24 protein-coding genes and 1 tRNA gene are annotated in these 22,465 nt (G+C 62.7%); 20 read left to right on the forward strand and 5 right to left on the reverse strand.

Going from position 1 to position 22,465, the window contains the following annotated elements; all coding sequences use genetic code 11:
• Window positions 1-446 precede the first annotated feature (446 nt).
• Complete coding sequence (locus V1294_RS31735) at window positions 447-647, reverse strand: hypothetical protein (protein ID WP_108518582.1); 201 nt, start codon at window positions 645-647, stop codon at window positions 447-449.
• A 228-nt stretch (window positions 648-875) separates the two neighbouring features.
• Between V1294_RS31735 and V1294_RS31740 the strand changes: the two genes are divergently transcribed.
• Together V1294_RS31740 and V1294_RS31745 are read left to right on the forward strand one after the other, a co-directional pair.
• Window positions 876-1,190, forward strand: coding sequence for a hypothetical protein (locus tag V1294_RS31740; RefSeq protein WP_108518580.1), 315 nt, complete (start codon window positions 876-878; stop codon window positions 1,188-1,190).
• Between the two features lie 220 nt (window positions 1,191-1,410).
• Window positions 1,411-1,650, forward strand: a complete 240-nt coding sequence (locus V1294_RS31745; RefSeq protein WP_334502752.1) for a hypothetical protein — start codon at window positions 1,411-1,413, stop codon at window positions 1,648-1,650.
• A gap of 129 nt (window positions 1,651-1,779) precedes the next feature.
• Here V1294_RS31745 and V1294_RS31750 read toward each other — a convergent pair whose 3' ends face one another.
• A complete protein-coding gene (locus V1294_RS31750) occupies window positions 1,780-2,934 on the reverse strand; it encodes a hypothetical protein (RefSeq protein ID WP_334502754.1) in 1,155 nt (384 codons plus the stop codon).
• Between the two features lie 696 nt (window positions 2,935-3,630).
• Here V1294_RS31750 and V1294_RS31755 point away from each other — a divergent pair.
• From V1294_RS31755 to V1294_RS31770, 4 genes are all read left to right on the forward strand, one after another.
• Complete coding sequence (locus tag V1294_RS31755; protein ID WP_334502756.1) at window positions 3,631-4,719, forward strand: mandelate racemase/muconate lactonizing enzyme family protein; 1,089 nt, start codon at window positions 3,631-3,633, stop codon at window positions 4,717-4,719.
• A 145-nt stretch (window positions 4,720-4,864) separates the two neighbouring features.
• Complete coding sequence (locus tag V1294_RS31760; RefSeq protein ID WP_334502758.1) at window positions 4,865-5,167, forward strand: hypothetical protein; 303 nt, start codon at window positions 4,865-4,867, stop codon at window positions 5,165-5,167.
• A 452-nt stretch (window positions 5,168-5,619) separates the two neighbouring features.
• Complete coding sequence (locus V1294_RS31765) at window positions 5,620-6,729, forward strand: MBL fold metallo-hydrolase (protein WP_334502760.1); 1,110 nt, start codon at window positions 5,620-5,622, stop codon at window positions 6,727-6,729.
• A complete protein-coding gene (locus V1294_RS31770) occupies window positions 6,726-7,343 on the forward strand; it encodes an SCO family protein (RefSeq protein ID WP_334484230.1) in 618 nt (205 codons plus the stop codon). The genes V1294_RS31765 and V1294_RS31770 overlap by 4 nt, the downstream gene beginning before the upstream one ends.
• Window positions 7,344-8,058: 715 nt before the next feature.
• Here the strand turns inward: V1294_RS31770 and V1294_RS31775 are convergent.
• Window positions 8,059-8,135: transfer RNA gene (locus V1294_RS31775), tRNA-Pro, on the reverse strand.
• Window positions 8,136-8,204: 69 nt separating this feature from the next.
• Between V1294_RS31775 and V1294_RS31780 the strand changes: the two genes are divergently transcribed.
• Genes V1294_RS31780 through V1294_RS31795 form a run of 4 tightly spaced genes read left to right on the forward strand, consistent with a single transcriptional unit; the run spans window position 8,205 to window position 11,712 of the window.
• A complete protein-coding gene (locus V1294_RS31780; RefSeq protein WP_334502762.1) occupies window positions 8,205-9,197 on the forward strand; it encodes an L-threonylcarbamoyladenylate synthase in 993 nt (330 codons plus the stop codon).
• 14 nt (window positions 9,198-9,211) lie between these two features.
• Complete coding sequence (locus V1294_RS31785; RefSeq protein WP_334502764.1) at window positions 9,212-10,651, forward strand: FAD-binding oxidoreductase; 1,440 nt, start codon at window positions 9,212-9,214, stop codon at window positions 10,649-10,651.
• A gap of 20 nt (window positions 10,652-10,671) precedes the next feature.
• A complete protein-coding gene (locus tag V1294_RS31790; RefSeq protein WP_417021279.1) occupies window positions 10,672-11,109 on the forward strand; it encodes a GNAT family acetyltransferase in 438 nt (145 codons plus the stop codon).
• 21 nt (window positions 11,110-11,130) lie between these two features.
• The gene (locus V1294_RS31795) at window positions 11,131-11,712 is read left to right on the forward strand and encodes an NUDIX domain-containing protein (RefSeq protein ID WP_334502767.1); all 582 of its coding nucleotides are present in this window, start codon (window positions 11,131-11,133) and stop codon (window positions 11,710-11,712) included.
• Window positions 11,713-11,851: 139 nt separating this feature from the next.
• Here V1294_RS31795 and V1294_RS31800 read toward each other — a convergent pair whose 3' ends face one another.
• Window positions 11,852-12,610 carry an SOS response-associated peptidase gene (locus V1294_RS31800; protein WP_334502769.1) on the reverse strand — a complete coding sequence of 253 codons (759 nt, stop codon included), beginning with the start codon at window positions 12,608-12,610 and terminating at the stop codon, window positions 11,852-11,854.
• 104 nt (window positions 12,611-12,714) lie between these two features.
• On the opposite strand from V1294_RS31800, the gene V1294_RS31805 reads away from it, so the two are divergent.
• The 5 genes from V1294_RS31805 (at window position 12,715) to V1294_RS31825 (ending at window position 15,210) form a co-directional block, all read left to right on the forward strand.
• Window positions 12,715-13,188 carry a hypothetical protein gene (locus V1294_RS31805; protein ID WP_334504898.1) on the forward strand — a complete coding sequence of 158 codons (474 nt, stop codon included), beginning with the start codon at window positions 12,715-12,717 and terminating at the stop codon, window positions 13,186-13,188.
• A 98-nt stretch (window positions 13,189-13,286) separates the two neighbouring features.
• Complete coding sequence (locus tag V1294_RS31810; protein ID WP_108518564.1) at window positions 13,287-13,706, forward strand: NUDIX hydrolase; 420 nt, start codon at window positions 13,287-13,289, stop codon at window positions 13,704-13,706.
• A gap of 62 nt (window positions 13,707-13,768) precedes the next feature.
• A complete protein-coding gene (locus tag V1294_RS31815; RefSeq protein WP_247784420.1) occupies window positions 13,769-14,146 on the forward strand; it encodes a TIGR02301 family protein in 378 nt (125 codons plus the stop codon).
• A 6-nt stretch (window positions 14,147-14,152) separates the two neighbouring features.
• Window positions 14,153-14,791: an HAD family hydrolase gene (locus tag V1294_RS31820; RefSeq protein WP_334502772.1), complete on the forward strand. Its 639-nt coding sequence runs from the start codon at window positions 14,153-14,155 to the stop codon at window positions 14,789-14,791.
• Between the two features lie 152 nt (window positions 14,792-14,943).
• Entirely contained in the window at window positions 14,944-15,210 is a 267-nt protein-coding gene (locus V1294_RS31825; RefSeq protein ID WP_334502775.1) for a hypothetical protein, read from the forward strand.
• 148 nt (window positions 15,211-15,358) lie between these two features.
• Here V1294_RS31825 and V1294_RS31830 read toward each other — a convergent pair whose 3' ends face one another.
• The gene (locus V1294_RS31830) at window positions 15,359-16,693 is read right to left on the reverse strand and encodes a dihydroorotase (protein WP_334502778.1); all 1,335 of its coding nucleotides are present in this window, start codon (window positions 16,691-16,693) and stop codon (window positions 15,359-15,361) included.
• A 149-nt stretch (window positions 16,694-16,842) separates the two neighbouring features.
• On the opposite strand from V1294_RS31830, the gene ygfZ reads away from it, so the two are divergent.
• From ygfZ to V1294_RS31855, 5 genes are all read left to right on the forward strand, one after another.
• A complete protein-coding gene (ygfZ, locus tag V1294_RS31835) occupies window positions 16,843-17,724 on the forward strand; it encodes a CAF17-like 4Fe-4S cluster assembly/insertion protein YgfZ (protein ID WP_334502780.1) in 882 nt (293 codons plus the stop codon).
• The gene (locus V1294_RS31840; RefSeq protein ID WP_334502782.1) at window positions 17,721-18,347 is read left to right on the forward strand and encodes a DNA-3-methyladenine glycosylase I; all 627 of its coding nucleotides are present in this window, start codon (window positions 17,721-17,723) and stop codon (window positions 18,345-18,347) included. Before ygfZ ends, V1294_RS31840 begins: the two co-directional genes overlap by 4 nt.
• The gene (locus V1294_RS31845; RefSeq protein WP_334502784.1) at window positions 18,344-18,955 is read left to right on the forward strand and encodes an HD family hydrolase; all 612 of its coding nucleotides are present in this window, start codon (window positions 18,344-18,346) and stop codon (window positions 18,953-18,955) included. The genes V1294_RS31840 and V1294_RS31845 overlap by 4 nt, the downstream gene beginning before the upstream one ends.
• 92 nt (window positions 18,956-19,047) lie before the next feature.
• A complete protein-coding gene (locus V1294_RS31850) occupies window positions 19,048-19,554 on the forward strand; it encodes a tyrosine phosphatase family protein (RefSeq protein ID WP_334502786.1) in 507 nt (168 codons plus the stop codon).
• 176 nt (window positions 19,555-19,730) lie between these two features.
• Window positions 19,731-22,433: a DUF2339 domain-containing protein gene (locus V1294_RS31855; RefSeq protein WP_334502788.1), complete on the forward strand. Its 2,703-nt coding sequence runs from the start codon at window positions 19,731-19,733 to the stop codon at window positions 22,431-22,433.
• The last annotated feature ends 32 nt before the right edge of the window (window positions 22,434-22,465 follow it).

Raw genomic sequence — 22,465 nt, forward strand, 5'->3', positions numbered from 1 at the left:
GAACAAAGCCTCCGGCGAACTATGCGTCGGCAACTAAAAATGAAAAGGCCTCCGCCGCCGCGGAAGTGACGCCTTTGTCGCGAACCTCTTCTTGACCGGAGGTTTCCAGTTCGACGCCAGCACGCCTGCTCATACACCGTGGAAAATCTTGATTCCCCACAGCACGATAACGATGGCCAACACCAGCGTAGCCGCCGTCAGTACACTTTCTAAGGAAGCGACTCTCATACTAACTCTCCGCTTCCCAGCCCCGCTAACGGTCTAGGTGATTCGTTGATTCTCCTGCAATCGCATGATCACAATGCTTTGAACGTTACCCCGCGGTTGTGTTTTACAGGTCACACATCTGGGGTTGGCGGTGCACTTCTCCGCCGCGACAGCATCGAAATGCGTCAACTGAAGCGGAAATGCCCGCCTCTTCCGACGGTTTTTCGATGGAGCAGGACTTACTCGGGCCGGCTTGCCGAAGCGTAGGAACCAGCCGGGACCATCGCACTGCGTCGCCGTTCGGCGTGAGCCGCCAGACGGTCGTACTCCTCCGCCACCTTGAGCAAACGCCCCTGGTCCTTGACGGCGTTCGCGGCTAACGCCCTTGTCAGTTCCGCGCGTTTGCGCCAGTGATCCGCATTGGTCAGGAAATCGGTCATCGATACGCCCCAAAATAAGATGGTTTGCTCCCCAGCCGCGCGGACGTCAGAATGGTTCGCGATACGTCAAAAATTTGGCCTAATTCGATCTGCCGTGTGAATCAAAGGACGTGTGGCTTTCCGGCGAGCCTCATCCTTGTTCCGTTTCCGACGCAAATTCGCCCTCGACTCAATGGAAAGCTTGTCGTCGAACCGACGACCGGGCCACCTTGTGAACAGGAATGTGTCATGAGTATCGAATATCCGCCGCAAGACAAACAAGCCCGCCGCGATTCATTTCGAAATGTCGGACATGCCGACAATGTCGTGCCGCTGCGTGAAGGCAATGACGTGCGTCAGGCAAATGAAGCACTGCTGCAGAGCGACGAACTTCTCACCGCCCTGGCGCCCCTGCTCGACGAAGTCGACGGACTTCGGGGTGATGACGCGCAGCATCAGAAAACCGATAATGTCGGGGTGCTACTCGAAGAGAATGCCCGGCTGCGAAAGCTGGCGGTCAAGCTGTCAAACCTCCTTGGCGACCTTCCCGAACGGAGCACGTAAGGTCGAAACCGCCGCGATTGACGCGGCGCGGCCAAAGCAAAGGCAAGCGCGCCTCGGTGCGGAGGATTTCGGCGCGAGGATTTTCACTCTGCCGAGATGGATCGCCGATCACGGCCGCCGCGCCAGCTCGCCGGTGAGAACGGCAGCTCCGAGCATTGCGAAGCGAGATTTGACGCCTCGGAACTGCCCGGAGCGGAACTGCCCGGAGAACGGCTCTTCAATGCAGACGCCGGTTCATTCCGGCCCGGCGTTGCGCGGGATGATCCTGCGGACGCCGGCCGTGTGGCTGATGATGTTGCCTTCAAGCCGAATTGTCTGGGCATCCAAGCCTCCATCCATGAACACCCTGCTGACGCCGGGTGTCGTTCCCAAGTGCAACCTAAGACGAATCTGCGGCTCAATCATTAAGCTTGTCTTGTTGCCCACAGCGCACAGGGGAAGCTTGCGCCTGATTTCCTGATTTGGAAACGGGAACCGTTGGCTCACCGTATTCGTACGTGACCTTTATTTGTACGTGACCTTTGGGCCGTGCGCAGGTTTCAAACATCCGTCACCGGAAAACCTACCCCCAATTCGCGCCCCTGCATACTCAAGTAGAGAATGCACTCGGCATGGAACGGTGAGATGGGTTCTCAAGTTTCCTGCGCTGGTGCGTCGACCACCACCGGGCAATCGCTTCATCAAGATCATCCCAGATCGTGGTGGGAAGATCGGACACCGCGATGCGGATGCTATAGCGATCAGTCGTGGGATTATGGAACCATTCTGCCCCTGCAAAATCAAACCCGAAACTCCCTGCGTGCTGGATTGGCAAACCCGTCCGGGCGAGATCGTTGCTCATTTCCGCAGCCGTCCGTCTCGCCGTTGCCTCATCAAGCGGCTGCTGGCTTCCGATCGTGACGTAGAGGCCATGAACGAAATGGAGTTCGGCCGTCAAGCCTGGGAGAGCGGTCGCAAAATACCGGCTGGCGCGACGGCTGTTGCGCAAAATGGCCGCGATTCGTTTGTTCGTCAGCTCGCGATATAACGGTGCGCCGATGTAGGGAGGGAAATGCGCTGGCAGCGCCGCGCCGCCCAATAGCCGAACAGCATTTCGCGTTTCGACCGGAAGTTCTCTGAGCTTCGATCCGCGGGGTACGTTCCTTTCCCAATTAACGAAAGTCACGGAGCCCAATCGACCGTACTCTGCCCCGAGCGAATCCAGCTTCGTATGGCTACGCACCATGACAACAGGGATAGTCAATTCTCGAGCACGTCCCAACACCCACCGGATGCGCCCTGACGCGCTGGAGAAGCAGGTGGTATCGAAGATCAAGAAATCAGGCGCCGATTTCGTGGACTGAAGCCCGGCATCAAACGCGGAAGCGGATGCGGAGGAGTCCAGTAACATTATCCGCGACGAAGCCGATCTCCGAGCGGCGCCCTCTTCCAAGGGGCGCTTCAGCGCAATCATCCGCAAACGATCGGCATAGCCTTCGATGAACTCCTGCGTCTCACCATAGGCACCAGGCAGGACCACAATGTCCGCCCTTCCGGTCACCCGGGCAGACGCCAACAGCAGAGCCGAGATCGCGGCCATGCCGGAAGCCGTATAGATGGTATCGATCGCGCCGCACTCGCGTTCGTAGAAAGAGGGGCCGCGCACATCGAGATCGGCGCGCTGGTAGTCGTATCGAAATTCGAAGGGGGCCGATGCGCTGTTGGCCGGGATGTGCCCAAGCCGTCTCGGTGACGTTCCAGTCATGCAGGGCGTGCTCTGCCTTAAGGGCAGCGGTGAGCTGAAACTTGTGCCGAATGACTTCGCTGACCGACCGCGGGCAGGTCAACGGCAAGGGGTGTCTCAGGCAGTCATTGATCAGCCTGAGTTCCTGGTACTTCCGACCTAGATATGCCTGGACGCTCTCCACGTAAATTCCGCCGATTGGGTGCCTGATCTAACGTTTCAAGGCCGCATCGGGTTCACTTCGAATAGAGCTGGCGAGACAGAGCCGGAATCGACGGCACGCACCTTGACGGACGTCATTGGCCGATTGGGTTTGACCGTCATCAGCGTGAGGCCCTCCCCGGCCTTAGACATCGCGCGCAAGAGCCGATCGTCTTTTTCCAACCAGCGGGCATTTCGAAACTGAGAGGTAGAAATCATCGTCGCCTCTGAGGCCAATGAGGCAGGACCTGCGTTAAATCCAAAAGAACCCAGCTCGCCTTTTCTGAGCACGGCCGCTGGGTGTCAGTTGAAGGGCAGGTTTTAACGCTCCCGCCTGTCACCTAGATGGTTCAGACGTTCCTGGCTGCAATGAGATTACGCAAACTTAAGGTCCGCGGTGCCGGACGTGGTGCGTTAAACGGGACCACGGTAAAGTGGACAAAAGTGGAAGGGGGTCAAACCAACCTATCGGCGCGCCCAATTCAATATGCACGAAGAAAACTCGGGTGGAAATCAATGACAACAATCAAAACGGTCGAGACTGAACTCTATCGGATCCCGCTGACGGTTACCCTCTCCGACAGCACGCATGGCGAAATCGCAGCCTTCGAACTGGTGACATGCCGCGTTCGCGATTCAGACGGGACTGAAGGCACGGGCTACACCTACACCGTCGGGCGTAATGGCGGCGCGATTGCCGACATCCTCAAGCGGGAGATCCCTGAACTGATCGAGGGCCGGCACGCCGACGACACCGAGGCCATCTGGCATTATATCTGGTGGGGCCTGCATTATGGCGGGCGCGGCGGACCGCCCGTGCTTGCGCTCTCGGCGCTCGATATCGCCCTGTGGGACCTGAAGGCGCGCCGCGCCAATCTGCCGCTGTTCCGTCTGCTCGGTGGCTTCGACGTTCGTGTGCCCTGCTACGCCGGCGGCATCGACCTCGATCTCTCTGTTGAAGCGCTTCTCAGGCAAACCGATGATAATCTTGCCAAGGGCTTTCGCGCCATCAAGATGAAGGTCGGCCGCCCCGAACTCGCATCCGACATCGCGCGCGTGCAGGCGATGCGCCAACATCTCGGTGACGGCTTTCCTCTGATGGCGGACGCCAACATGAAATGGACGGTCGAGGAAGCCATCCGCGCCGCGCGCGCGTTGCAGCCCTACGACCTCACCTGGCTCGAAGAGCCGATCATTCCCGATGATATTGCCGGTCATGCCCGCATCATGGCTGCCGGCGGCGTGCCGATTGCGGCCGGCGAAAACCTGCGCTCGCTCTGGGAGTTCAAGAACTATATCGCGGCCGGCGCGGTGTCCTATCCCGAGCCCGACGTCACCAATTGCGGCGGCGTCACGGCCTTCATGAAGGTCGCGCGGCTCGCCGAAGCGTTCAATCTTCCGGTCACCAGCCACGGCGCACACGACATCACGGTCCACCTTCTCGCGGCCTGCCCAAATCGCTCCTATCTCGAAGCGCACGGATTTGGACTCGATCGTTATATCGAGCACCCGCTGGTCCTCGACCAAGGCATGGCATTGGCGCCAACGCGGCCCGGCCACGGAATCACCTTCGACTGGAAAGGATTGGCGCAGCTCGCACAATGATCGGAGAGCTGCGCCAAGCTGAGCGGTCCTGTAGATCTCGACCTGGCTGTTCGCGGGTTCCTGCGTTCTCCTCCTTCGAAGTTCTCCGGGGAAACCATCGCTGCCTCGCGCGTTGTGCGGAGAGGAAACGATAGGAGGATGGCTCATGCGACCTTCAATTCTCGCCATGACGGTGGCTTTTGGCATTGCCATCGCCGTGCCGGCACAGGCTCAGCAGTCGACGGCGCCTGGCCAACAGATGCAACCTGACAAGCAGATGCAGGAAGAAGCGGATAAAGGCATCAAGACCCGCGACTCCGGACAGTCCGGATTTGTGGGACAACAGGAAACACCAGGTGCTTCCGCGCATGCACCCGGGCATCCCAATCCGAGCAGCAGTCAGACAACGACGGGTTCGGGTGCTGCAAGTTCCGGCCGGGATTCCGGGACCAGCAGCACGCCACGCTAACGCTGAGTTCAACACGGCGCGGTACGAAAGAAGTCCGGCATCGCCGCTCCCGTTGTGGTGCGGGCGTGGCGGCATCGAAGGCTCGCGCTGTGCGCCGTCGTCCTTTGAACCAGGGCGCGTGCCCATAAATCGAGCTTGATTACTACACGATGTCCGAAATGCGCCGCCGATAGCGGACCAAATTCCGCATCGCAGCGAAACGACGCCAAGTGCGATAAACGGAAGTGAATCTGCTCTTTTGGCTGCACCGAAAGTGGCGTATTCTTCGATGAGCTGCCAACGGCACGTGCCGGAGTTCTGTAGTTGAGCGCAGCACCAGTGCCTTCGGCGGGCAAGCACTACTTATTCATTGATATTGGATTTGAGGGCGCGATTTCGCGCCTTCTATACTTCGCCAGTTTTGGAGTCATCCAGCCAAGGATAACGCTCGGCTCCATTGCAGGGAGGAATCGATGATCGAGCAGTTCAAACGCCGCGATTTTCTGAGGGGTTGTGCGGCCATTGGGGGAGCCGTCGCCGCCGGCAGTTTCACCTGCATCGAAATCGCCAAAGCAGCCGCGATCGACGTTCCCGTGGTGGACAAACTCTCGATCCGGGTGCTGGTCGATGGAAGCCAGAATATTTTCGAGCGGCCGGGCAAGGTGGGGAACGTCTCGATCGAGCCGGCACCACGGCAGCAGGATTATCGTCGCGCACTACACAACCAATGGGGGTTGTCTCTGTACCTCCAGTCACAGCGCGGCAACGAGCAGCGCACTATCATGCTCGACTTCGGCTATACGCCGGAAGCTCTGCTCAACAATATCGAACTGACCGGCGCTGATCCCAGCAAGATCAATGCAATGGTCGTGAGCCATGGCCACTTCGATCATTACGGCGGCCTCATCGGCTTTCTGCAGAAGTACCGCAGCGCGTTGCCCACCGATGTGAAACTCTATGCCGGCGGGGAGGACAATTTCTGCCAGCGCTATAGCGGCGCGCCCGGCGCACTTGCCGAATTTGGCGCGCTCGATCGCCGCGAGCTGGCCGCGAACAAGGTCTCAGTCGTTCTGGCGGAAAACCCGACGGTTGTCGCCGACCACGCTTTCACGACGGGCAAGATCAAGAGGTCGGGCATCGAAAGAGTGTTGCCGAACACGTACGTCGGATTTGCTGTGAAGGACGGTCTCGGCTGTAACGCGAGCCACTACCTGCCGGCGGAGATGCTGGGCAAGATCGTTCCGGACGAGCACATCCACGAGCACGCGACCTGTTTCAATGTAAAAGACCGCGGGCTCGTGGTGATCAGCTCCTGCGGTCACGTCGGCATCGTCAATTCGGTCCGGCAGGCACAGGAAGTCTCCGGCGTGCAGAAGATCCATGCTATCGTCGGTGGCTTCCATCTCGGGCCGGCACCCGAGGACTATCTCAATCAAGTTGTCGCCGAGATCAAGAAGCTCGAGCCGGACGTGATTATCCCGATGCATTGTAGCGGCGACAACTTCGCTCGCGCCGTGCGCGCGCAGCTACCGGACAAGCTTCTGGTTTCGACAACCGGCGTCCGTATGACAATGGGCGCATGAGGAACAGTCGGGTGCTTGTCGGCCCGGTCCTGGCCGCGGGACTGCTCGGTGCAGTGCCCGTGGTGCACGCGCAGAGCGAACGCAGCGCCGGCGAGCTGATGGACGCAGTGATGTGGGGCAAGGAGCCGATCGGCGGCCCCTTCACTCTCATCGATCACACCGGCAAGCTTCGTACGGACGTCGATTTCCGTGGCAAGCTGATGCTTGTCTATTTCGGGTTCAGCTCCTGTCCGGACGTCTGCCCGACCGATCTGATGGCGATCGGGCAGGCCGTCGACAAACTTGGCCCCGGCGGCGACGCGGTGCAGCCGTTGTTCGTCACTGTCGATTCCGACCGCGATACGCCTGCGCATCTCGCCGACTATGTGCCGTTCTTTCACCCGCGCCTGCTCGGCCTAACAGGCGATGCTGCGCAGATTCGCGACGCTGCGCGCTTGTATCGGGTCTTTTACGCCAAAGTCCCGATCGAAGGCGCTGCAGGATACACTGTCGATCATTCGGGTTTCATCTATCTGATGGATCGCGACGGCAAGTATCTCGGGTTCTTCCCGCCGGGCACCCCCTCGGATCGGATGGCTGCGGGCATCAAGGCTCATCTCTCAGCCAAACGCTGAAGGGTCCATTGCGCGAAAAATCTAATTTGCTGAATGGATTCAGTCTGATTTGGGTCGTCCAGCCTGCTCTCCAAAAATAATTCGCTTCCCCCTCACCCCAAATCAGTGGCTATTTCCGCGCTGTCCCGTCTCGACAAGAGGGGCGTATCGCGATCGTCACGAACGCGAGGCGGGATGTGGTGGACGCTATGGCGTCGGCGCGCAGATGGAGTCGCAGGGCAAGTTTATCTTGTGAGCGAAATCCGGCGCGCAGGACGTACGGCGCTGAAGCGTACGGCAAAACCGTGTGGTCCCGACACCCGTGGCTGGTGCCAAGCTGCCGGTGGCGAATTCGATCCGACCGGATCGATTGAGCCATCAAGCCGGCAGCGATGGAGGCAAGACGAATTCGTCTCCAGGGAGAGCGCGGCATAAGCCGTCAACCCATTGCGCAGGGAATGCCGGCGTGCTCCGGCTGTACCTGTATGCTCGTGTGCGCACTTCCTTGTGCCCATTGCACACGAGACCGCGGGTGCAGCAAGCACCCGGCATTCCCTGCTCCCTCCCCAGGAGGGACAAGGTCAGGCAAATCTCGGGCTTCTTGAGCCGCGAGAACGCATGTTTATGTTTCGTTTCAGGCAGGGAATCCGCGGTTGACTTCACGGTTGACTCGGGAACCGCCAGCAATCAGAAAAAGCCCTGAAAAATGAATGGCAAGAATAAATGATAAAATAATTGGTCGGAGTGGCAGGATTCGAACCTGCGACCCCTGCGTCCCGAACGCAGTGCTCTACCGGGCTGAGCCACACTCCGACTTGGAACGCGGCTTATAGCCTTGGGTGTCGGCGACCGCAAGCAGCCGGATTAAGGAAATTAATCACAGTGAATGTTGCCCTGAAGACCCAGATTTTGCCCGCCGGCGAGGCCTCCGTGGCGGCGGCGGCGCGTATCCTGGCCGAAGGCGGCCTGGTCGCGTTTCCGACCGAGACCGTCTATGGCCTCGGCGCCGATGCCACCAATCCGGCCGCGGTCGCCCGCATCTACCAGGCCAAGGGCCGGCCGGCCTTCAATCCGCTGATCGCCCATGTCGGCAATATCGCCGCTGCCCGCAAAATCGCGCGCTTCGACGCCGCTGCGACCGCGCTGGCGGAGGCATTCTGGCCGGGCCCGCTGACGCTGGTGCTGCCGAAAACGGAAAGCTGCGCGGTGGCCGACCTCGCCACCGCCGGGCTCGACACGGTCGCGATCCGGATACCGGCCCATCCTGTGGCGCGCGACATCCTGCGTGTGTTCGGCGGCCCGGTGGTCGCGCCATCCGCAAACATCTCGGGCCACGTTTCCCCGACCACCGCCGCCCACGTGCAGAGCGACCTTGCGGAGCGGATCGAGTTGATCGTCGATGGCGGGCCGGTCGCCGTCGGCGTCGAATCCACCGTCGTCGGCTGCTTCGATGCGCCGATGCTGTTGCGCCCCGGCGGCGTGCCGCGCGCGGAGATCGAGCGCGTGCTGGGCCGCGCGCTCGTGCAGCCGCCGGCGGATGCCGGAACCGACAGCGTGCAACCGCTGGCGCCGGGCATGCTGACGTCCCATTACGCGCCGCGCGCGCGCGTTCGCCTCAACGCGCAAGCGCTGGAGCCCGGCGAAGCATTGCTCGCGTTCGGCCTCGGAGCAATTTCGGGAATTGACGCCACCTCCACAGTGATGAATCTGTCGGAGCGCGGCGACCTTGCGGAGGCTGCCGCCAATCTGTTCGGCCACCTTCGCGCGCTCGACGGCAAGGGCGTGCGCACCATCGCTGTCACGCCCATCCCGAACGAGGGATTGGGCGAAGCCATCAACGACCGGCTGCGCCGCGCAGCAGTCGGGCGAGAATGAACGAGAACAAGAAAATGAATATCGTCCAGGGCTCCAAGAAAGGTTCCGTGCCGCCTCTTCCCGCCGAGCTGATCGCAAAGTTTCGCGCCATCGTCGGCGACAAATATGCCGTGACCGATGCCGCCGATATCGCGCCCTACGTCACCGAGGAACGCGACCTGTTTCATGGCCGTTCGCCATTGGTGTTGCGGCCCGGCTCTACGGCGGAAGTGTCCGCGATCTGCAAGCTCGCCAGCGAGCACAAAATCGCGCTGGTGCCGCAGGGCGGCAATACCGGCCTGGTCGGCGGACAGACCCCGCATCATGGCGAGGTCGTCGTCTCGATGCGGCGGCTCGACAAGATCCGCGAGATCGATCCCGCTTCCAACACCATGACGTGCGAGGCCGGAGTGGTGCTGCAGATCGCGCAAGCCCGCGTAGCCGAAGTCGACCGCCTGTTCCCGCTGTCGCTCGGCGCGGAAGGAAGCTGCACCATCGGCGGCAATCTCTCCACCAATGCCGGCGGCACCGCTGCATTGGCGTATGGCGTGGCGCGCGAAATGGCGCTCGGGCTCGAGGTTGTGCTCGCCGATGGACGGATCCTGAACGGATTGTCAAAACTGAAGAAGGACAATACCGGCTACGATTTGCGCAACCTCTTCATCGGCGCTGAGGGCACGCTCGGCATCATCACCGCGGCGACGCTAAAATTGTTTCCAAAGCCGCGTGCGGTGGAGACCGCCTATGTCGGCCTCAAATCGCCGGCAGAGGCGCTGAAGCTGCTGTCGATCTCGCAGAACGAGGCGGCCGGCAGCCTCACCAGCTTCGAATTGCTGGCCGACATCGCCGTCGATTTCAGCCTGCGTCACGGCATCGACATCCGCGATCCCCTGACGACCAAGCATCCCTGGTACGTGCTGATGGAGTTATCCTCCTCGCGCGACGATGCCCGCGACGCCCTGGAATCCATCCTCGCCAAGGGCATGGAAGAAGGCATCGTCGACGACGCCGTGATCGCAGCTTCTCTCTCCCAGCGCGCCGGGTTCTGGAAGCTGCGCGACGAGATGTCAGCCGCGCAGAAGCCGGAAGGCGGCTCGATCAAGCACGATATCTCGGTGCCGGTCGCGGCGGTGCCCGCCTTCATCGAAGAGGCCAATGCGGCGGTGGTAAAACTCATTCCGGGTTCGCGGCCGGTACCGTTCGGCCATCTCGGCGACGGCAACATTCACTACAATGTCAGCCAGCCGATCGGCGGCAACACCGCCGACTTCATGTCGCGCTGGCACGAGGTCAACGAGGTGGTATTCGCGATCGTGATGCGGATGGGCGGATCGATTTCGGCCGAGCACGGCATCGGCGTGCTCAAGCGCGACGAACTGCCCGACGTGAAAGACAAGGTCGCGATCGAGCTGATGCGCGGCATCAAGGCGATGCTCGATCCGCTCGGCATCATGAATCCGGGGAAGGTGCTGTGACCGTGACGGCTGCGAAGACAATTCCCGCGCTCGCCATCGCCGACATCGCGGACGCCGATGTCGCCACTGTTATCGCGCTGTGGCAGGCCTGCGGCCTGACGCGGCCGTGGAACGATCCCGCAGCCGACATCGCGCTCGCCCGCCGCGAGCCGAATTCAACGATCCTGATCGGCCGCGACGGTGACGCGATCGTGGCGACCGCGATGGTCGGCTATGACGGCCATCGCGGCTGGGTCTATTACGTCGCCTCCGATCCACAGCGCCGCGCCAAGGGTTATGGCCGTGCGATCATGAACGCGGCCGAGGACTGGCTGCGCGCGGCCGGCATCCTGAAGCTTCAACTTATGGTTCGCAAAGACAATGCGCAGGTCCACGCATTCTACCAGTCGCTCGGCTATTACAACCAGCAGACCGTGACCTTCGCCAAATGGCTCGACGGCCGCGAGCCGACGCCGTAGTTTCCAGACGAACAGGCAGCCATGACTATCTCCGATCGCGTCCGCGTCAAGAACGTCGAGATCCTTTCCGACGACTACTACCTCTTGAACAAAACCACGTTCGAATATCGCCGCGCCAACGGCGAGTGGCAGACGCAATCCCGCGAGACCTATGACCGCGGCAACTGCGCCACCGTGTTGCCCTACAATCTCGCGCAGCGCACCGTGATATTGGTGCGGCAGTTTCGCTATCCGGTCTATGTCAACGGCTACGACGATCTCCTGATCGAGGCTGCGGCCGGCGTATTGGACGGCGAAGCGCCCGAGGTGCGGATCCGGGCCGAGGCGGAAGAGGAGACCGGTTATCGGCTCGGCGAGATCAGGAAGATCTTCGAAGCCTTCTCGAGTCCGGGCTCGGTCACCGAGAAGCTGCACTTCTTCGTCGCCGAATACGAGCCCTCGATGCGCATCAGCAGCGGCGGCGGCCTCGCCGACGAAGGCGAAGACATCGAGGTGCTGGAACTGCCGATCGATTCTGCGCTCGCGATGATATCAGACGGCCGCATTGTGGATGCGAAGACCATCATGCTGCTGCAGTATGCCGCGCTGCATATTTTCAAATGAGGACTGTAGGGTGGGCAAAGCGCAGCATGCCCACCATTCTTAAACCGTGTTCGAGAAGGCGTGGTGGGCACGCGGAGCCTGTCATCGGGCGCGCATTCGCGCGACCCGTTGGCTTTGCCCACCCTACAAATGCTGTGTTTCAAAACAACGACCCCTGCCCGTCATCCTCCGCCGTCACCTTGCGCGGCGCGGCCTTCTTCGCAGGCTTCGGCTCCTCCGCCGCGCGCTCCTCGTCGGTGATCGGCAGCAGCAGTTGTGCGTCGTCATTGACGACGCGGTTGACGCGCGTGGAAATCTCGTGCCAGCCGAATTCGCCCTCAGTCGGCCCGCGCAGCAGCGGCATGACATCGTCTGCATCGTACGCGCGGCCGTCGAGCCAGCGTTCGAATTCCTCAGGCGCAATGGTCACGGGCACGCGGTGATGCAGCACGGCAAGGTCGCGGCTGGCGGGCGCGGTGACGATGGCGACGCTGTCGGTCTCCTCGCCGTTCGGCCCCATCCAGGTCTCCGCCAGCGCGGCAAAGCCGACCGGCCGACCATCGCGCCGGTGGATGAAAAAGGGGCGCTTGCGGCCGCTCGCATCCTGCCATTCATAATAGCCGTCGGCCGGGATCAGGCAGCGCCGCCGCTTGATGGCATTCTTGAACGCCGGCTTCTCCAGAACCGTCTCGGAACGAGCATTGATCAGGAGCGTAAATTTGCGGGGTTCTTTGACCCACGACGGAATCAGTCCCCAGCGCATCAGCCGAAAATGGCGGCCGCCATTTTCCAGAATCACAACCGGAACTGGCTGAGTGGGCGCAATATTATACCGCGGCGGGAAATTGGGCTGCTCGATATAGCCGAAGATCTGCCGGAGTGCCGCAGGCGGTGAGGTAATTACAAAACGTCCGCACATTATCTGAACAAGATAAGCCGCTGTTTAATGGGTGTTAACCCCCGATGTTAACAGTGGGATAGATGACCTTCATGGCCACCACAGAAGTGCGAGCCGATCGCCCGATGCCACCACCGACGACGGCCCGTATTGACGAGGCGCGTGCGGATCAATTGCGCGCGGCCAACATCAATCCCCGCACCGGGCTCGCCACCGACTACCTGAATCATTTCAACGAAGCCGTCATGCTGCTCGAAATGGTGCCGGACATGCCGGAATGCGCGGAGGATTTTCTCACCTGGACCCCGCTGTCTTACGCCGAGCACTTCTGGGCCTCCAACTTCAAGGCCCGCGACCTCGCGATCGAGGCCTATGAATGCGCCGACCCCAAGGTCCGTGCCAATTTCGACAATCTCACGGCCACCATGACCTCGATCCTGACCGCGGTGGGCAACGCCATGCGCGAGGCCCAGCAGGACAAGACCCGCGCCACGCTGGCCGAGCAGGCCACCGCCTGGGTCAAGCCGCTGGTGGCGCTGGCCGGCGGCGTCATCAACGGCAGCACCGAGGGCGACATCGAAGCGGTGATGTCGAACTAGCCGCGCCACGCCTCACTCCATCTCGTCGTATTAGACCTGCGCGAACCGATCGGGCATGATCGTTCGCACCGCAAGTTCCCTGCTTACCGGATTCCCCCTTGGCTTCCCCTGTCCAGCCGACCCACCCCCAACTCGCCGTCAGCGGCGCGATTTTTCGTGACGGCAAGGTCCTGCTGGTCCGCCGCGCCCGCTCGCCCGGCAAGGGTTTTTACTCGTTCCCTGGCGGCCGGGTCGAATTCGGCGAATCCCTGCACACGGCGCTCCACCGCGAGGTGGACGAGGAAACCGGCTTGAGAATCGAGATTCTGGGCCTGGCCGGCTGGCGCGAGGTGCTGCCCGGGGCCGGCGGCGGCGGGCATTACCTGATCATGTCGTTCGCGGCGCGCTGGACGGCCAGGGAGCCGGTCCTGAACGACGAGCACGACGATTTCAAATGGCTGGCGCCGGATGGGCTCGGCGACCTCAAGGTCACCGGCGGCCTCCTGGAGGTCATCGAGGCCGCCCGAAAGCTGGTCTAGGCGGCCGTTCCCAGAGCCTCACACCTTGCCTCGGGCGTACTGAGGGGGCATATCGGCCCCAAATGCTCAAGCACGCCCTCGCCGCCCTCATCCTCATTTCGGCATGCCACCTGGCCCCCGCGCGGGCCCAGGATGCCGCCGCGCCGTTTGACGGCGACCTCCAGCGGCTGGCCGAGATTCTCGGCACCCTGCATTACCTCCGGGGCATCTGCGGCTCCAATGAAGGGGCGAAATGGCGCAACGAAATGCAGGCGCTGATTGACGCCGAAACCCCGTCCGGCGACCGCCGCGCCCGCATGATCGCGGGCTTCAACCGCGGCTATAACGGCTTTCAGCAGACCTACCGGACCTGCACGCCTGCGGCGTCCGTCGCGATCCGCAGATATATCGAGGAAGGCTCAAAGATCTCGCGCGACCTCACCGCGCGCTACGCGAACTAGGCAACCATGGACGCGATCTATTTCGACCTCGACGGAACGCTGACGGACCCCAAGCCGGGCATCACCCGTTCGATCCAGTATGCGCTGCAAAGGCTCGACCATCCGACCATGCCGACCGAAGACGAACTGACCTGGTGCATCGGCCCGCCGCTGCGCGCCAGCTTCGTCAGGCTGCTTGGCGCGGAGACGTCGGCCGATCTCGCCGTGACGTATTATCGTGAGCGATTTTCCGATGTCGGCCTCTATGAGAACGGCGTCTATGACGGTATCGGCGAGGTGCTGACGTCGCTCTGCGCCTCCGGCCACCGGCTGTTCGTCGCCACCAGCAAGCCGCATGTGTTCGCCGAGCGCATCATCGATCATTTCGGTCTGCGCGATCACTTCGAGCGCGTGTTCGGTTCCGAACTCGACGGCACCCGTGTGGACAAATCCCATCTGCTCGAATACGCGCTGAAGCAAGCATCGGTTGATCCGGCCAAGACCCTGATGATCGGCGACCGCAGCCACGACATGGTCGGCGCGAAGAACAACGGCATGAAGGGCATCGGCGTGCTGTACGGATACGGCAGCCGCGACGAGTTGCTGGAGGCCGGCGCGCACCATGTTTGCGCCACCCCGGGGGCGATCCTCGGCTGCATTGCGTGAGACGCGCGGGAACTTTTGTCGCCGCCTGAAATTCGAGCAGCGCCGTTAACCCTTCCTAAAGATGTGGCCTAGGCGAGCCCGCCGCGCGTGCTACAGCTTGTCGCGTTAGGATGCGTTCCGCCCTGGTTCGCGCGCAGATTTCGTTGAGCTTCATGAGCCGCCCAGCCTCGTTCCCGACCGCCCGCGACCCGCTTCCCGACTTCGAGCAGAAGCAGACTGCGCTGAGCTATTTGAGCGAGGCCTGGGCGGAAGCGCGGCACGATGGCGTCGATGGCGATTGCCTCGCGCAAGCGTGCCTGTTCACGGCGCTGGCCGAACTGGTCTCGACCTACGGCGAGGACGCAGTGGCGAAGTTCGTGGAAGGTCTGCCGGCTCGCGTGAAGAACGGTGAGTTTTCGCTGAAATTGGCGAAGCAGTGAGAGCGCTCCGCTAGCGCCGGTCGTCATTGCCTGCGACGAACGCGAAGCGTTTGCGCAAGGGAGCGCAAGCGACGAAGCAATCCATCTATCCGTTATGCCGTAGTATGGATTGCTTCGCTGCGCTCGCAATGACGGACGATAGACCGTCTTACCCCTTCAACGTCTCCAGAAACCGCACCGGCTCGCCGGTTGACGGCGTCGTCACCTCACCCTGCCACATCACGCGCTTGCCTCGGACAAAGGTGCCGACCGGCCAGCCGGTGACGCGCACGCCGTCATAGGGCGTCCAGCCGGCGCGCGAGGCCACCCATTTGTTGGTGATGGTCTCGCTGCGCTTGAGATCGACGATGGTGAAATCGGCGTCATAGCCGGCGGCAATGCGGCCCTTGCAGGCGATGTTGTAGAGCCGCGCGGGGCCCGCGCTGGTGAGATCGACGAAGCGCGCCAGCGACAGCCGTCCGGCATTGACGTGATCCAGCATCAAGGGTACCAGCGTCTGCACGCCGGTCATCCCCGAGGGCGAAGCCGGATAGGTCTTGGCCTTTTCCTCCAGCGTGTGCGGCGCATGGTCCGAGCCGAGCACGTCGATGATGCCTTGCTCGATGCCGTACCAGATACCCTCGCGGTGATCGGCCGAGCGCACCGGCGGGTTCATCTGCGCGCGGGTGCCGAGCCGCTCGTAGCATTCGGGCGCGGCCAGCGTCAGATGGTGCGGCGTCGCCTCGCAGGACGCGACGTCCTTGTGATCGCGCAGATACTCGATCTCCTGCTTGGTCGAGATGTGCAGGACATGGATGCGCTTTCCGGTTTCGCGCGCGAGATTGACCAGCCGCTGCGTCGCCATCAGCGCCGCGGTCTCGTCCCGCCACACCGGATGCGAGCGCGGATCGCCCTCGATGCGCAGCGGCTTGCGCTCGTTGAGGCGATATTCGTCCTCGGCATGAAAGGCAGCGCGACGGCGGATCACCTGAAAGATACGCCGCAGGCTCTCGTCGTCCTCGACCAGCAGCGCGCCGGTAGACGAGCCGATGAACACCTTGACGCCAGCGCAGCCCGGTGCGCGCTCGAGTTCAGGTAAATCCTGAACATTCTCGCGCGTGCCGCCGATGAAGAAAGCAAAGTCGCAATGCATGCGGTGACGGCCGCGCTTCACCTTGTCGGTGAAGTTGGCTTCCGTGACGGTCAGCGGATCGGTGTTCGGCATTTCAAATACCGCCGTCACCCCGCCCATCACAGCGCTGCGCGATCCGGTTTCAAGATCTTCCTTATGCGTCTGGCCCGGCTCGCGGAAATGCACCTGCGTATCCATCACGCCGGGCAGGATGTGCAGGCCCCTGCAGTCGATCGTCTCGGCGGCGGACGCCTGCCCGAGGCCGCCGATCGCGGCGATCCGGCCGTTGGAAATGCCGATATCGCGGATGCCCTCGCCGTCCTGATTGACCACGGTGCCGGATTTTAGAATGGTATCAAATCGTTGATTCATCGCTGATTCATCGGTCCTTAGGCGCCCGCTTCAAGGCTGTCGCGGGGCTTGTTGGCGGCACCTTAGCGCCTTAACTTCGGATGGGATATCCGCCACCTGCGTTTCCCCAGGAACTTCAAAAAGCACGTCAAAAGAGGCTGATTTAGCTTATGAAAGCAGCGTTTCTTCCGGACCGGGGCGTGGTCAAGGTCAGCGGCGAGGATGCCCGCAACTTCCTCAACGGCCTCGTCACCACAGACGTCACGCTGCTGCAGCCCGGCCTTGGCCGGTTCGGCGCACTGCTGACGCCGCAGGGCAAGATCACGGCCGATTTCCTGATCACCGAAGCCCCCGCCGGCCATGGCGTCGGCTTCCTGATCGATGCGCCTCGCGCGCTGGCGCAGAACCTCGCCGACAAGCTCGGCTTCTATAAGCTGCGCGCCAAGGTCGCGGTGGAGAACATCTCCGACAGCATGGGCGTGCTGGCGGTATGGGAGGGCGAGCCGGCCGTGAAGCCCGATCTGGCTTTTGCCGATCCGCGGCATGAGGGTCTTGGCTGGCGCATTCTCGTGCCCGAAGATCTCAAGCATAAAGTCGCCGGTCTGATCGGCGCCGATCTCGTCGACAGTGACGCCTACGAGGCCCATCGCATCGCCTTGGGCGTGCCGCGCGGCGGGCTCGATTTCATGTACAGCGACGCGTTTCCGCATGAGACAAATATGGACCGCCTGCACGGCGTCGATTTCGACAAGGGCTGCTATGTCGGCCAGGAAGTGGTGTCGCGGATGCAGCATCGCGGCACCGCGCGGACGCGGATCGTGCGCGTCACGCTCGAAGACTTTTCGCCGGAGACCGGCGTCGCCGTTCTCGGTGGCGACAAGCAGCTCGGCACCATGGGATCTACCGCCGGCGGCCATGGCCTCGCGCTGGTCCGGATCGACCGCGTTGCGGACGCGCTCGATGCGGGACTGCCGTTGACGGCCGGCGGCCTTGCGATCCGGCTGACCGACCCGAACGACGTTCGCACCCCACCGAAGCAGACCGTCGCATGAGCAAATCTGCGCGCCTGCACCCCGACGGCAAGCTGCGGTGCCCGTGGCCGGGCGAAGACCCGTTCTACATGGCCTATCACGACACTGAATGGGGCGTCCCCGAATACGACGATCGGGCGCTCTATGAAAAATTGATCCTCGATGGCTTCCAGGCCGGGCTGTCGTGGATCACGATTCTGCGCAAGCGCGAAAACTTCCGCAAAGCGTTCGACGATTTTCAGCCGGAGAAGATCGCGCGCTACAGCGACAAGAAGGTCCACGCGCTGATGAACGATGCCGGCATCGTGCGCAACCGCGCCAAGATCGAAGGCGCCGTCAACAGCGCCAAGGCCTATCTGAAGATCATGGAGGAAGGCGCGGGCTTCTCCAAGTTCCTGTGGGAGTTCGTTGACGGCAAGCCTGTCGTCAACCAGTTCAAGACCACCGCCAGCGTACCGGCCTCGACGCCGGTCTCGATCAAGATTTCAAAGGAGCTCGGCGCCCGCGGCTTCAAATTCGTCGGCCCGACCATCGTCTACGCCTTCATGCAGGCCACCGGCATGGTCAACGACCATCTGGTCACCTGCTTCTGCCACGAGGCCTGCGGCGGCAAGCTTCGCAAGCCCCGTCTCAAGGCCAAATGACGGCGCGAAAATCGTCCCTAGTCGCCAACCGCGCCTGGCAGCGGATGCTGTCGGGGCGGCGGCTCGACCTGCTGGACCCTTCCCCGCTCGATATCGAGATCGCCGACATCGCGCATGGACTGGCGCGCGTCGCGCGCTGGAACGGGCAGACCAGCGGCGCGCATATTTTCTCGGTGGCGCAGCACACGCTGCTGGTGGAAACCGTCATGCGCGAACAGATGCCGCGCGTCGACGCCCGCTTCCGGCTCGCAGCGCTGCTGCACGACGCGCCGGAATATGTCATCGGCGACATGATCTCGCCGTTCAAGGCGGTGCTCGGCGGCGACTACAAGGTGGTGGAGAAGCGCCTGCTGGCGGCGATCCATATTCGCTTTGGTTTGCCGCCGGTTCTGGCGGACGAAATTACCAAGGCCATCAAGGCGGCCGATCGCGGTGCCGCCTATCTCGAAGCCACCCATCTGGCCGGATTTTCGGAAAGAGAGGCGAAACGCCTGTTCGGCAGAGACCCCGGCCTGCCCGAGGCCACGGTGCGCGATTATCTGACGCCGTGGACCGCGGCCCGGGCCGAGAAGCAGTTTTTGGCGCGATTCAAGCTGCTGCTCGGTTGATCGCCCCGCGCAAACCTGCTTTCACCACCCCACCGGCGGGCCTATAATTGCGACAAAACAGTACCTTCCAGGGAACGCTTCGAAGGATCATCATGCTTCACATCTGTTCGCTCGCCGCACTTCCCGAGACCGTCAGAGCCACTGGCGCCAGCCATATCCTCACCGTGATGGCCAATGTCGATCAGGTGCTGCGGCCGGCTTCGGTGCTCGAGGCCAACCATCTGAAAGTGTCGATGGACGACATCACCGAGCAGATGGACGGCTTTGTCGCGCCGTCGGACCTGCATATCGAGAGGGTGCTGAGCTTCGTCCGCAACTGGGACCGCAGCGCGCCGATGGTGGTGCACTGCTATGCCGGCATCAGCCGCTCGACCGCGAGCGCCTTCGCCGCCGCCTGCGCTCTCAATCCGCACCGCAACGAGATCGAGATTGCCCGGCAAATTCGCGCCCGCTCTCCGATTGCTTCCCCGAACCGGCTGATCGTCAGCCTCGCTGACAAGGCGCTCGGGCGCGACGGCCGGATGCTGCGCGCGCTCGACGAGATGGGCCCGGGCAGCATGACCGTCGAAGGCCGGCCGTTCCAGCTCGATCTGGAATAGAAACCTGTGCGCGCCTGAGGGATATGGCACGAAAATGCCATATCCCTCGCAGCAAAGAGTGCGACATTGCCTCACGGGCTTGATTTGAACTTTTAGCGGACAAAGCCCCACACAGGATTGCAACCGGGCCGCCGAGGTGGCCGGTTAACGCTCTCACGCGCCCGCCTGGAGGCCCAATGTTCGACGATCCCTTCGTTTTCTTCGCGCTCGTGATCGCGATCGTCGCGCTGATTTTTGCGCGGAAGGCCATGAATCAGGTGGCGGAGCTGCGCCAGCGCCTGGAGGCGATCCAGGCGACGCCGACGGCCGCCGCGGCACCCGTACCTCCGTCGCTCACGCCATTCGAAGCGTTCGAGCAGACCCTGCCGCCGGCCGCGGCCGCGCCGACACCACCGCCCATCGTACCCGACGTCGCGCCCGTTGCGCCCTCCGAGACGCCGGAGCAGGCCACAGGCGCCGCTGCGGCACCGCCACCACCGCTGCCTCAGCCCGATCGTGGCTTCGAGGAAACGATCGGCACCCGCTGGGTGGTGTGGATCGGCGGGCTGACGCTGGCGCTCGGTGGATTCTTCATGGTGCGCTATTCGATCGAGGCCGGCCTGCTCGGCCCGGGCGTCCGCACCATGCTGGGCGGCCTGTTTGCTGCGGCTCTCCTGCTGGCCGGCGAATGGACGCGCCGCAAGGAGAGCATCTCCACGATCGAGGCCCTGCCGATCGCCAACATCCCGGCCATCCTGACGGCTGCAGGAACAGCCGTGGCGTTTGCCACGGTGTACGCCGCCTATGCGCTATATGGCTTTCTGGTGCCCGCCACCGCCTTCGTCCTGCTTGGGCTGGTGGCGCTGGGCACGCTTGCCGCGGCACTCTTGCACGGGCCGGCGCTGGCTGGTCTCGGCGTCGTCGGCGCCTTTGTCACGCCTGTCCTGGTCTCGTCCGACAAGCCGGACTTCTGGGCGCTCTACATCTATCTCGCGATCGTCACCGCAGCCGCTTTCGGACTTGCGCGTGTCAGGCTGTGGCGCTGGCTCGCGGTTACCGCGATCGTGTTCGCGCTGCTATGGACGTTCCCGTGCCTGCAATGCGGCCCATCGATGGTCGGCCCGCATGCGTTCCACGTGCTCGCCGGTTTCATTCTTGCCGCCCTGCTCGTGGTGTGCGGCTTCATGTTCGGACCACCCGCCGACGAGGGACAGGTCGAGCCGATCTCTTCCGGCTCGCTTGCGGCCTATCTGCTCGGCGCCACCTTGATCGTCCTGAACAGTTTTCATGCCGACACCGCGATGATCGTGTTCGGCCTCTTGGTGGCCGGCAGTCTCCTGGTCGCCTGGCGCAGCGATGCCGCCGCCGGCGCGGTCGGGGCTGCCGCTGCATTGGTCTTTGTCGTATTCGCTGAATGGGCCGTTCGCGCCAATGCCGACATGCTGGTGCTGCCCGGCGGCCCGTTGTCAGGCATCGGACCGAACGCCACGGACGGATCGGTGTCGCTGCATCTGATTTCGGCCGCGATCTTCGCCGCAGGTTTTGGTGTGGCGGGCTTCCTGGCGCAGGGTCGCTCCGTCGGACCAATCATACCGGTGATCTGGTCGGCCGCGGCGGTCTTCACGCCGCTGGCGCTGCTGGTCGCGCTCTACGCCCGCATCGTCCATCTCGATCGTTCGATCCCGTTCGCGATTCTCGCGGTCGCGCTCGCCGCGGCCTATGCCGCTGCGACCGAGGTCCTCGCCAAGCGCGAAGACCGTCCGGGACTGCAGGCCTCAATCGCGCTGTTTGCGACCGGCTCGCTCGCCGCGCTGGCGCTGGCGCTGACATTCGCGCTGGAAAAAGGCTGGCTCACGATTGCGCTGGCGTTGATGTCAGCAGGTACCGCCTGGATTTCGACGCAGCGGCCGATTCCGTTCTTGCGCTCGCTGGCCGCGATCCTCGCTGCGATCGTGGTGCTGCGGATCGCTGACGATCCGCGCATTGTCGGCACCGCAGTCGGCACCACGCCGATCTTCAACTGGCTATTGTGGGGCTACGGGATTCCGGCGCTGTCGTTCTGGGCCGGCAGCATCTTGCTGCGCCGCGGCGGCGATGACGCGCCGCTGCGGACGGTGGAGGCGGCGGCGATCCTGTTCACGGTGCTGCTGGCGTTCATGGAAATCCGCCACGCCGTCAATCAGGGCGACGTCTATCACCAGAGCGCCGGCCTTACCGAGGTTGCGCTGCAAGTCTGCGTAGCGCTCGCAATGGCGATCGGGCTGGAGCGCCTGCGCATCCGTACCGGCAGCGTCATTCACAATGCCGGCGCGATCCTGCTCACGGCGTTCGCGGGCCTTGCGGCGGTGTTCGGGCTACTGATGCTGGAGAACCCCATTCTCTGGTACATCGACGTCGGCGGCGCCGTCATCAATCTGCTGCTGCTCGGCTACGCCCTGCCCGCCGTTCTCGCACTGCTGTTGTCATACGCTGTCGCCGGCCGGCGCCCGGTCAGTTACGCCAACACGATCGCAGCGGGAGCGCTCATTCTTGCGCTTGCCTATATGACGTTTGAAATCAGGAGAATTTATCACGGCCCGGTCATGTCGGTCGGCCCGACCACCGGCGCCGAACAATACACTTACTCGATCGCGTACCTGGCGTTCGGCGTGGTGCTGCTCGGCATCGGCATTCTCTTCAACTCGCAGCGCGCGCGGCTGGCCTCCGCCGTCGTCATCGCACTGACGATCCTGAAGGCCTTCCTGATCGACATGTCGACGCTCACGGGCGTCTACCGCGCGCTGTCGTTCATGTGCTTAGGCCTGGTGCTGGTGGCGATCGGCTGGCTGTACCAGCGGATCCTGTTCCGCAGGCAAGCGGCATCGCCGCCGCCTGCACCGGCTGCTTCCTCGGGAAGCTGATCCACTAGAGCGTTTTCAAGCGAAGTAGCAAC

Origin of the sequence: Bradyrhizobium sp. AZCC 1678 (assembly GCF_036924765.1) — a bacterium.
GTDB classification, from domain to species: domain Bacteria; phylum Pseudomonadota; class Alphaproteobacteria; order Rhizobiales; family Xanthobacteraceae; genus Bradyrhizobium; species Bradyrhizobium algeriense.

What these genes read in the sequence shown, in the direction of transcription:
- V1294_RS31735 (WP_108518582.1), bottom strand. Translation starts at nt 647, where the DNA reads ATGACCGATTTCCTGACCAATGCGGATCACTGGCGCAAACGCGCGGAA.
- V1294_RS31740 (WP_108518580.1), top strand. Translation starts at nt 876, where the DNA reads ATGAGTATCGAATATCCGCCGCAAGACAAACAAGCCCGCCGCGATTCA.
- V1294_RS31745 (WP_334502752.1), top strand. Translation starts at nt 1,411, where the DNA reads ATGCAGACGCCGGTTCATTCCGGCCCGGCGTTGCGCGGGATGATCCTG.
- V1294_RS31750 (WP_334502754.1), bottom strand. Translation starts at nt 2,934, where the DNA reads ATGACTGGAACGTCACCGAGACGGCTTGGGCACATCCCGGCCAACAGC.
- V1294_RS31755 (WP_334502756.1), top strand. Translation starts at nt 3,631, where the DNA reads ATGACAACAATCAAAACGGTCGAGACTGAACTCTATCGGATCCCGCTG.
- V1294_RS31760 (WP_334502758.1), top strand. Translation starts at nt 4,865, where the DNA reads ATGCGACCTTCAATTCTCGCCATGACGGTGGCTTTTGGCATTGCCATC.
- V1294_RS31765 (WP_334502760.1), top strand. Translation starts at nt 5,620, where the DNA reads ATGATCGAGCAGTTCAAACGCCGCGATTTTCTGAGGGGTTGTGCGGCC.
- V1294_RS31770 (WP_334484230.1), top strand. Translation starts at nt 6,726, where the DNA reads ATGAGGAACAGTCGGGTGCTTGTCGGCCCGGTCCTGGCCGCGGGACTG.
- V1294_RS31785 (WP_334502764.1), top strand. Translation starts at nt 9,212, where the DNA reads ATGAATATCGTCCAGGGCTCCAAGAAAGGTTCCGTGCCGCCTCTTCCC.
- V1294_RS31795 (WP_334502767.1), top strand. Translation starts at nt 11,131, where the DNA reads ATGACTATCTCCGATCGCGTCCGCGTCAAGAACGTCGAGATCCTTTCC.
- V1294_RS31800 (WP_334502769.1), bottom strand. Translation starts at nt 12,610, where the DNA reads ATGTGCGGACGTTTTGTAATTACCTCACCGCCTGCGGCACTCCGGCAG.
- V1294_RS31805 (WP_334504898.1), top strand. Translation starts at nt 12,715, where the DNA reads ATGCCACCACCGACGACGGCCCGTATTGACGAGGCGCGTGCGGATCAA.
- V1294_RS31815 (WP_247784420.1), top strand. Translation starts at nt 13,769, where the DNA reads ATGCTCAAGCACGCCCTCGCCGCCCTCATCCTCATTTCGGCATGCCAC.
- V1294_RS31820 (WP_334502772.1), top strand. Translation starts at nt 14,153, where the DNA reads ATGGACGCGATCTATTTCGACCTCGACGGAACGCTGACGGACCCCAAG.
- V1294_RS31825 (WP_334502775.1), top strand. Translation starts at nt 14,944, where the DNA reads ATGAGCCGCCCAGCCTCGTTCCCGACCGCCCGCGACCCGCTTCCCGAC.
- V1294_RS31830 (WP_334502778.1), bottom strand. Translation starts at nt 16,693, where the DNA reads ATGAATCAACGATTTGATACCATTCTAAAATCCGGCACCGTGGTCAAT.
- ygfZ (WP_334502780.1), top strand. Translation starts at nt 16,843, where the DNA reads ATGAAAGCAGCGTTTCTTCCGGACCGGGGCGTGGTCAAGGTCAGCGGC.
- V1294_RS31840 (WP_334502782.1), top strand. Translation starts at nt 17,721, where the DNA reads ATGAGCAAATCTGCGCGCCTGCACCCCGACGGCAAGCTGCGGTGCCCG.
- V1294_RS31845 (WP_334502784.1), top strand. Translation starts at nt 18,344, where the DNA reads ATGACGGCGCGAAAATCGTCCCTAGTCGCCAACCGCGCCTGGCAGCGG.
- V1294_RS31850 (WP_334502786.1), top strand. Translation starts at nt 19,048, where the DNA reads ATGCTTCACATCTGTTCGCTCGCCGCACTTCCCGAGACCGTCAGAGCC.
- V1294_RS31855 (WP_334502788.1), top strand. Translation starts at nt 19,731, where the DNA reads ATGTTCGACGATCCCTTCGTTTTCTTCGCGCTCGTGATCGCGATCGTC.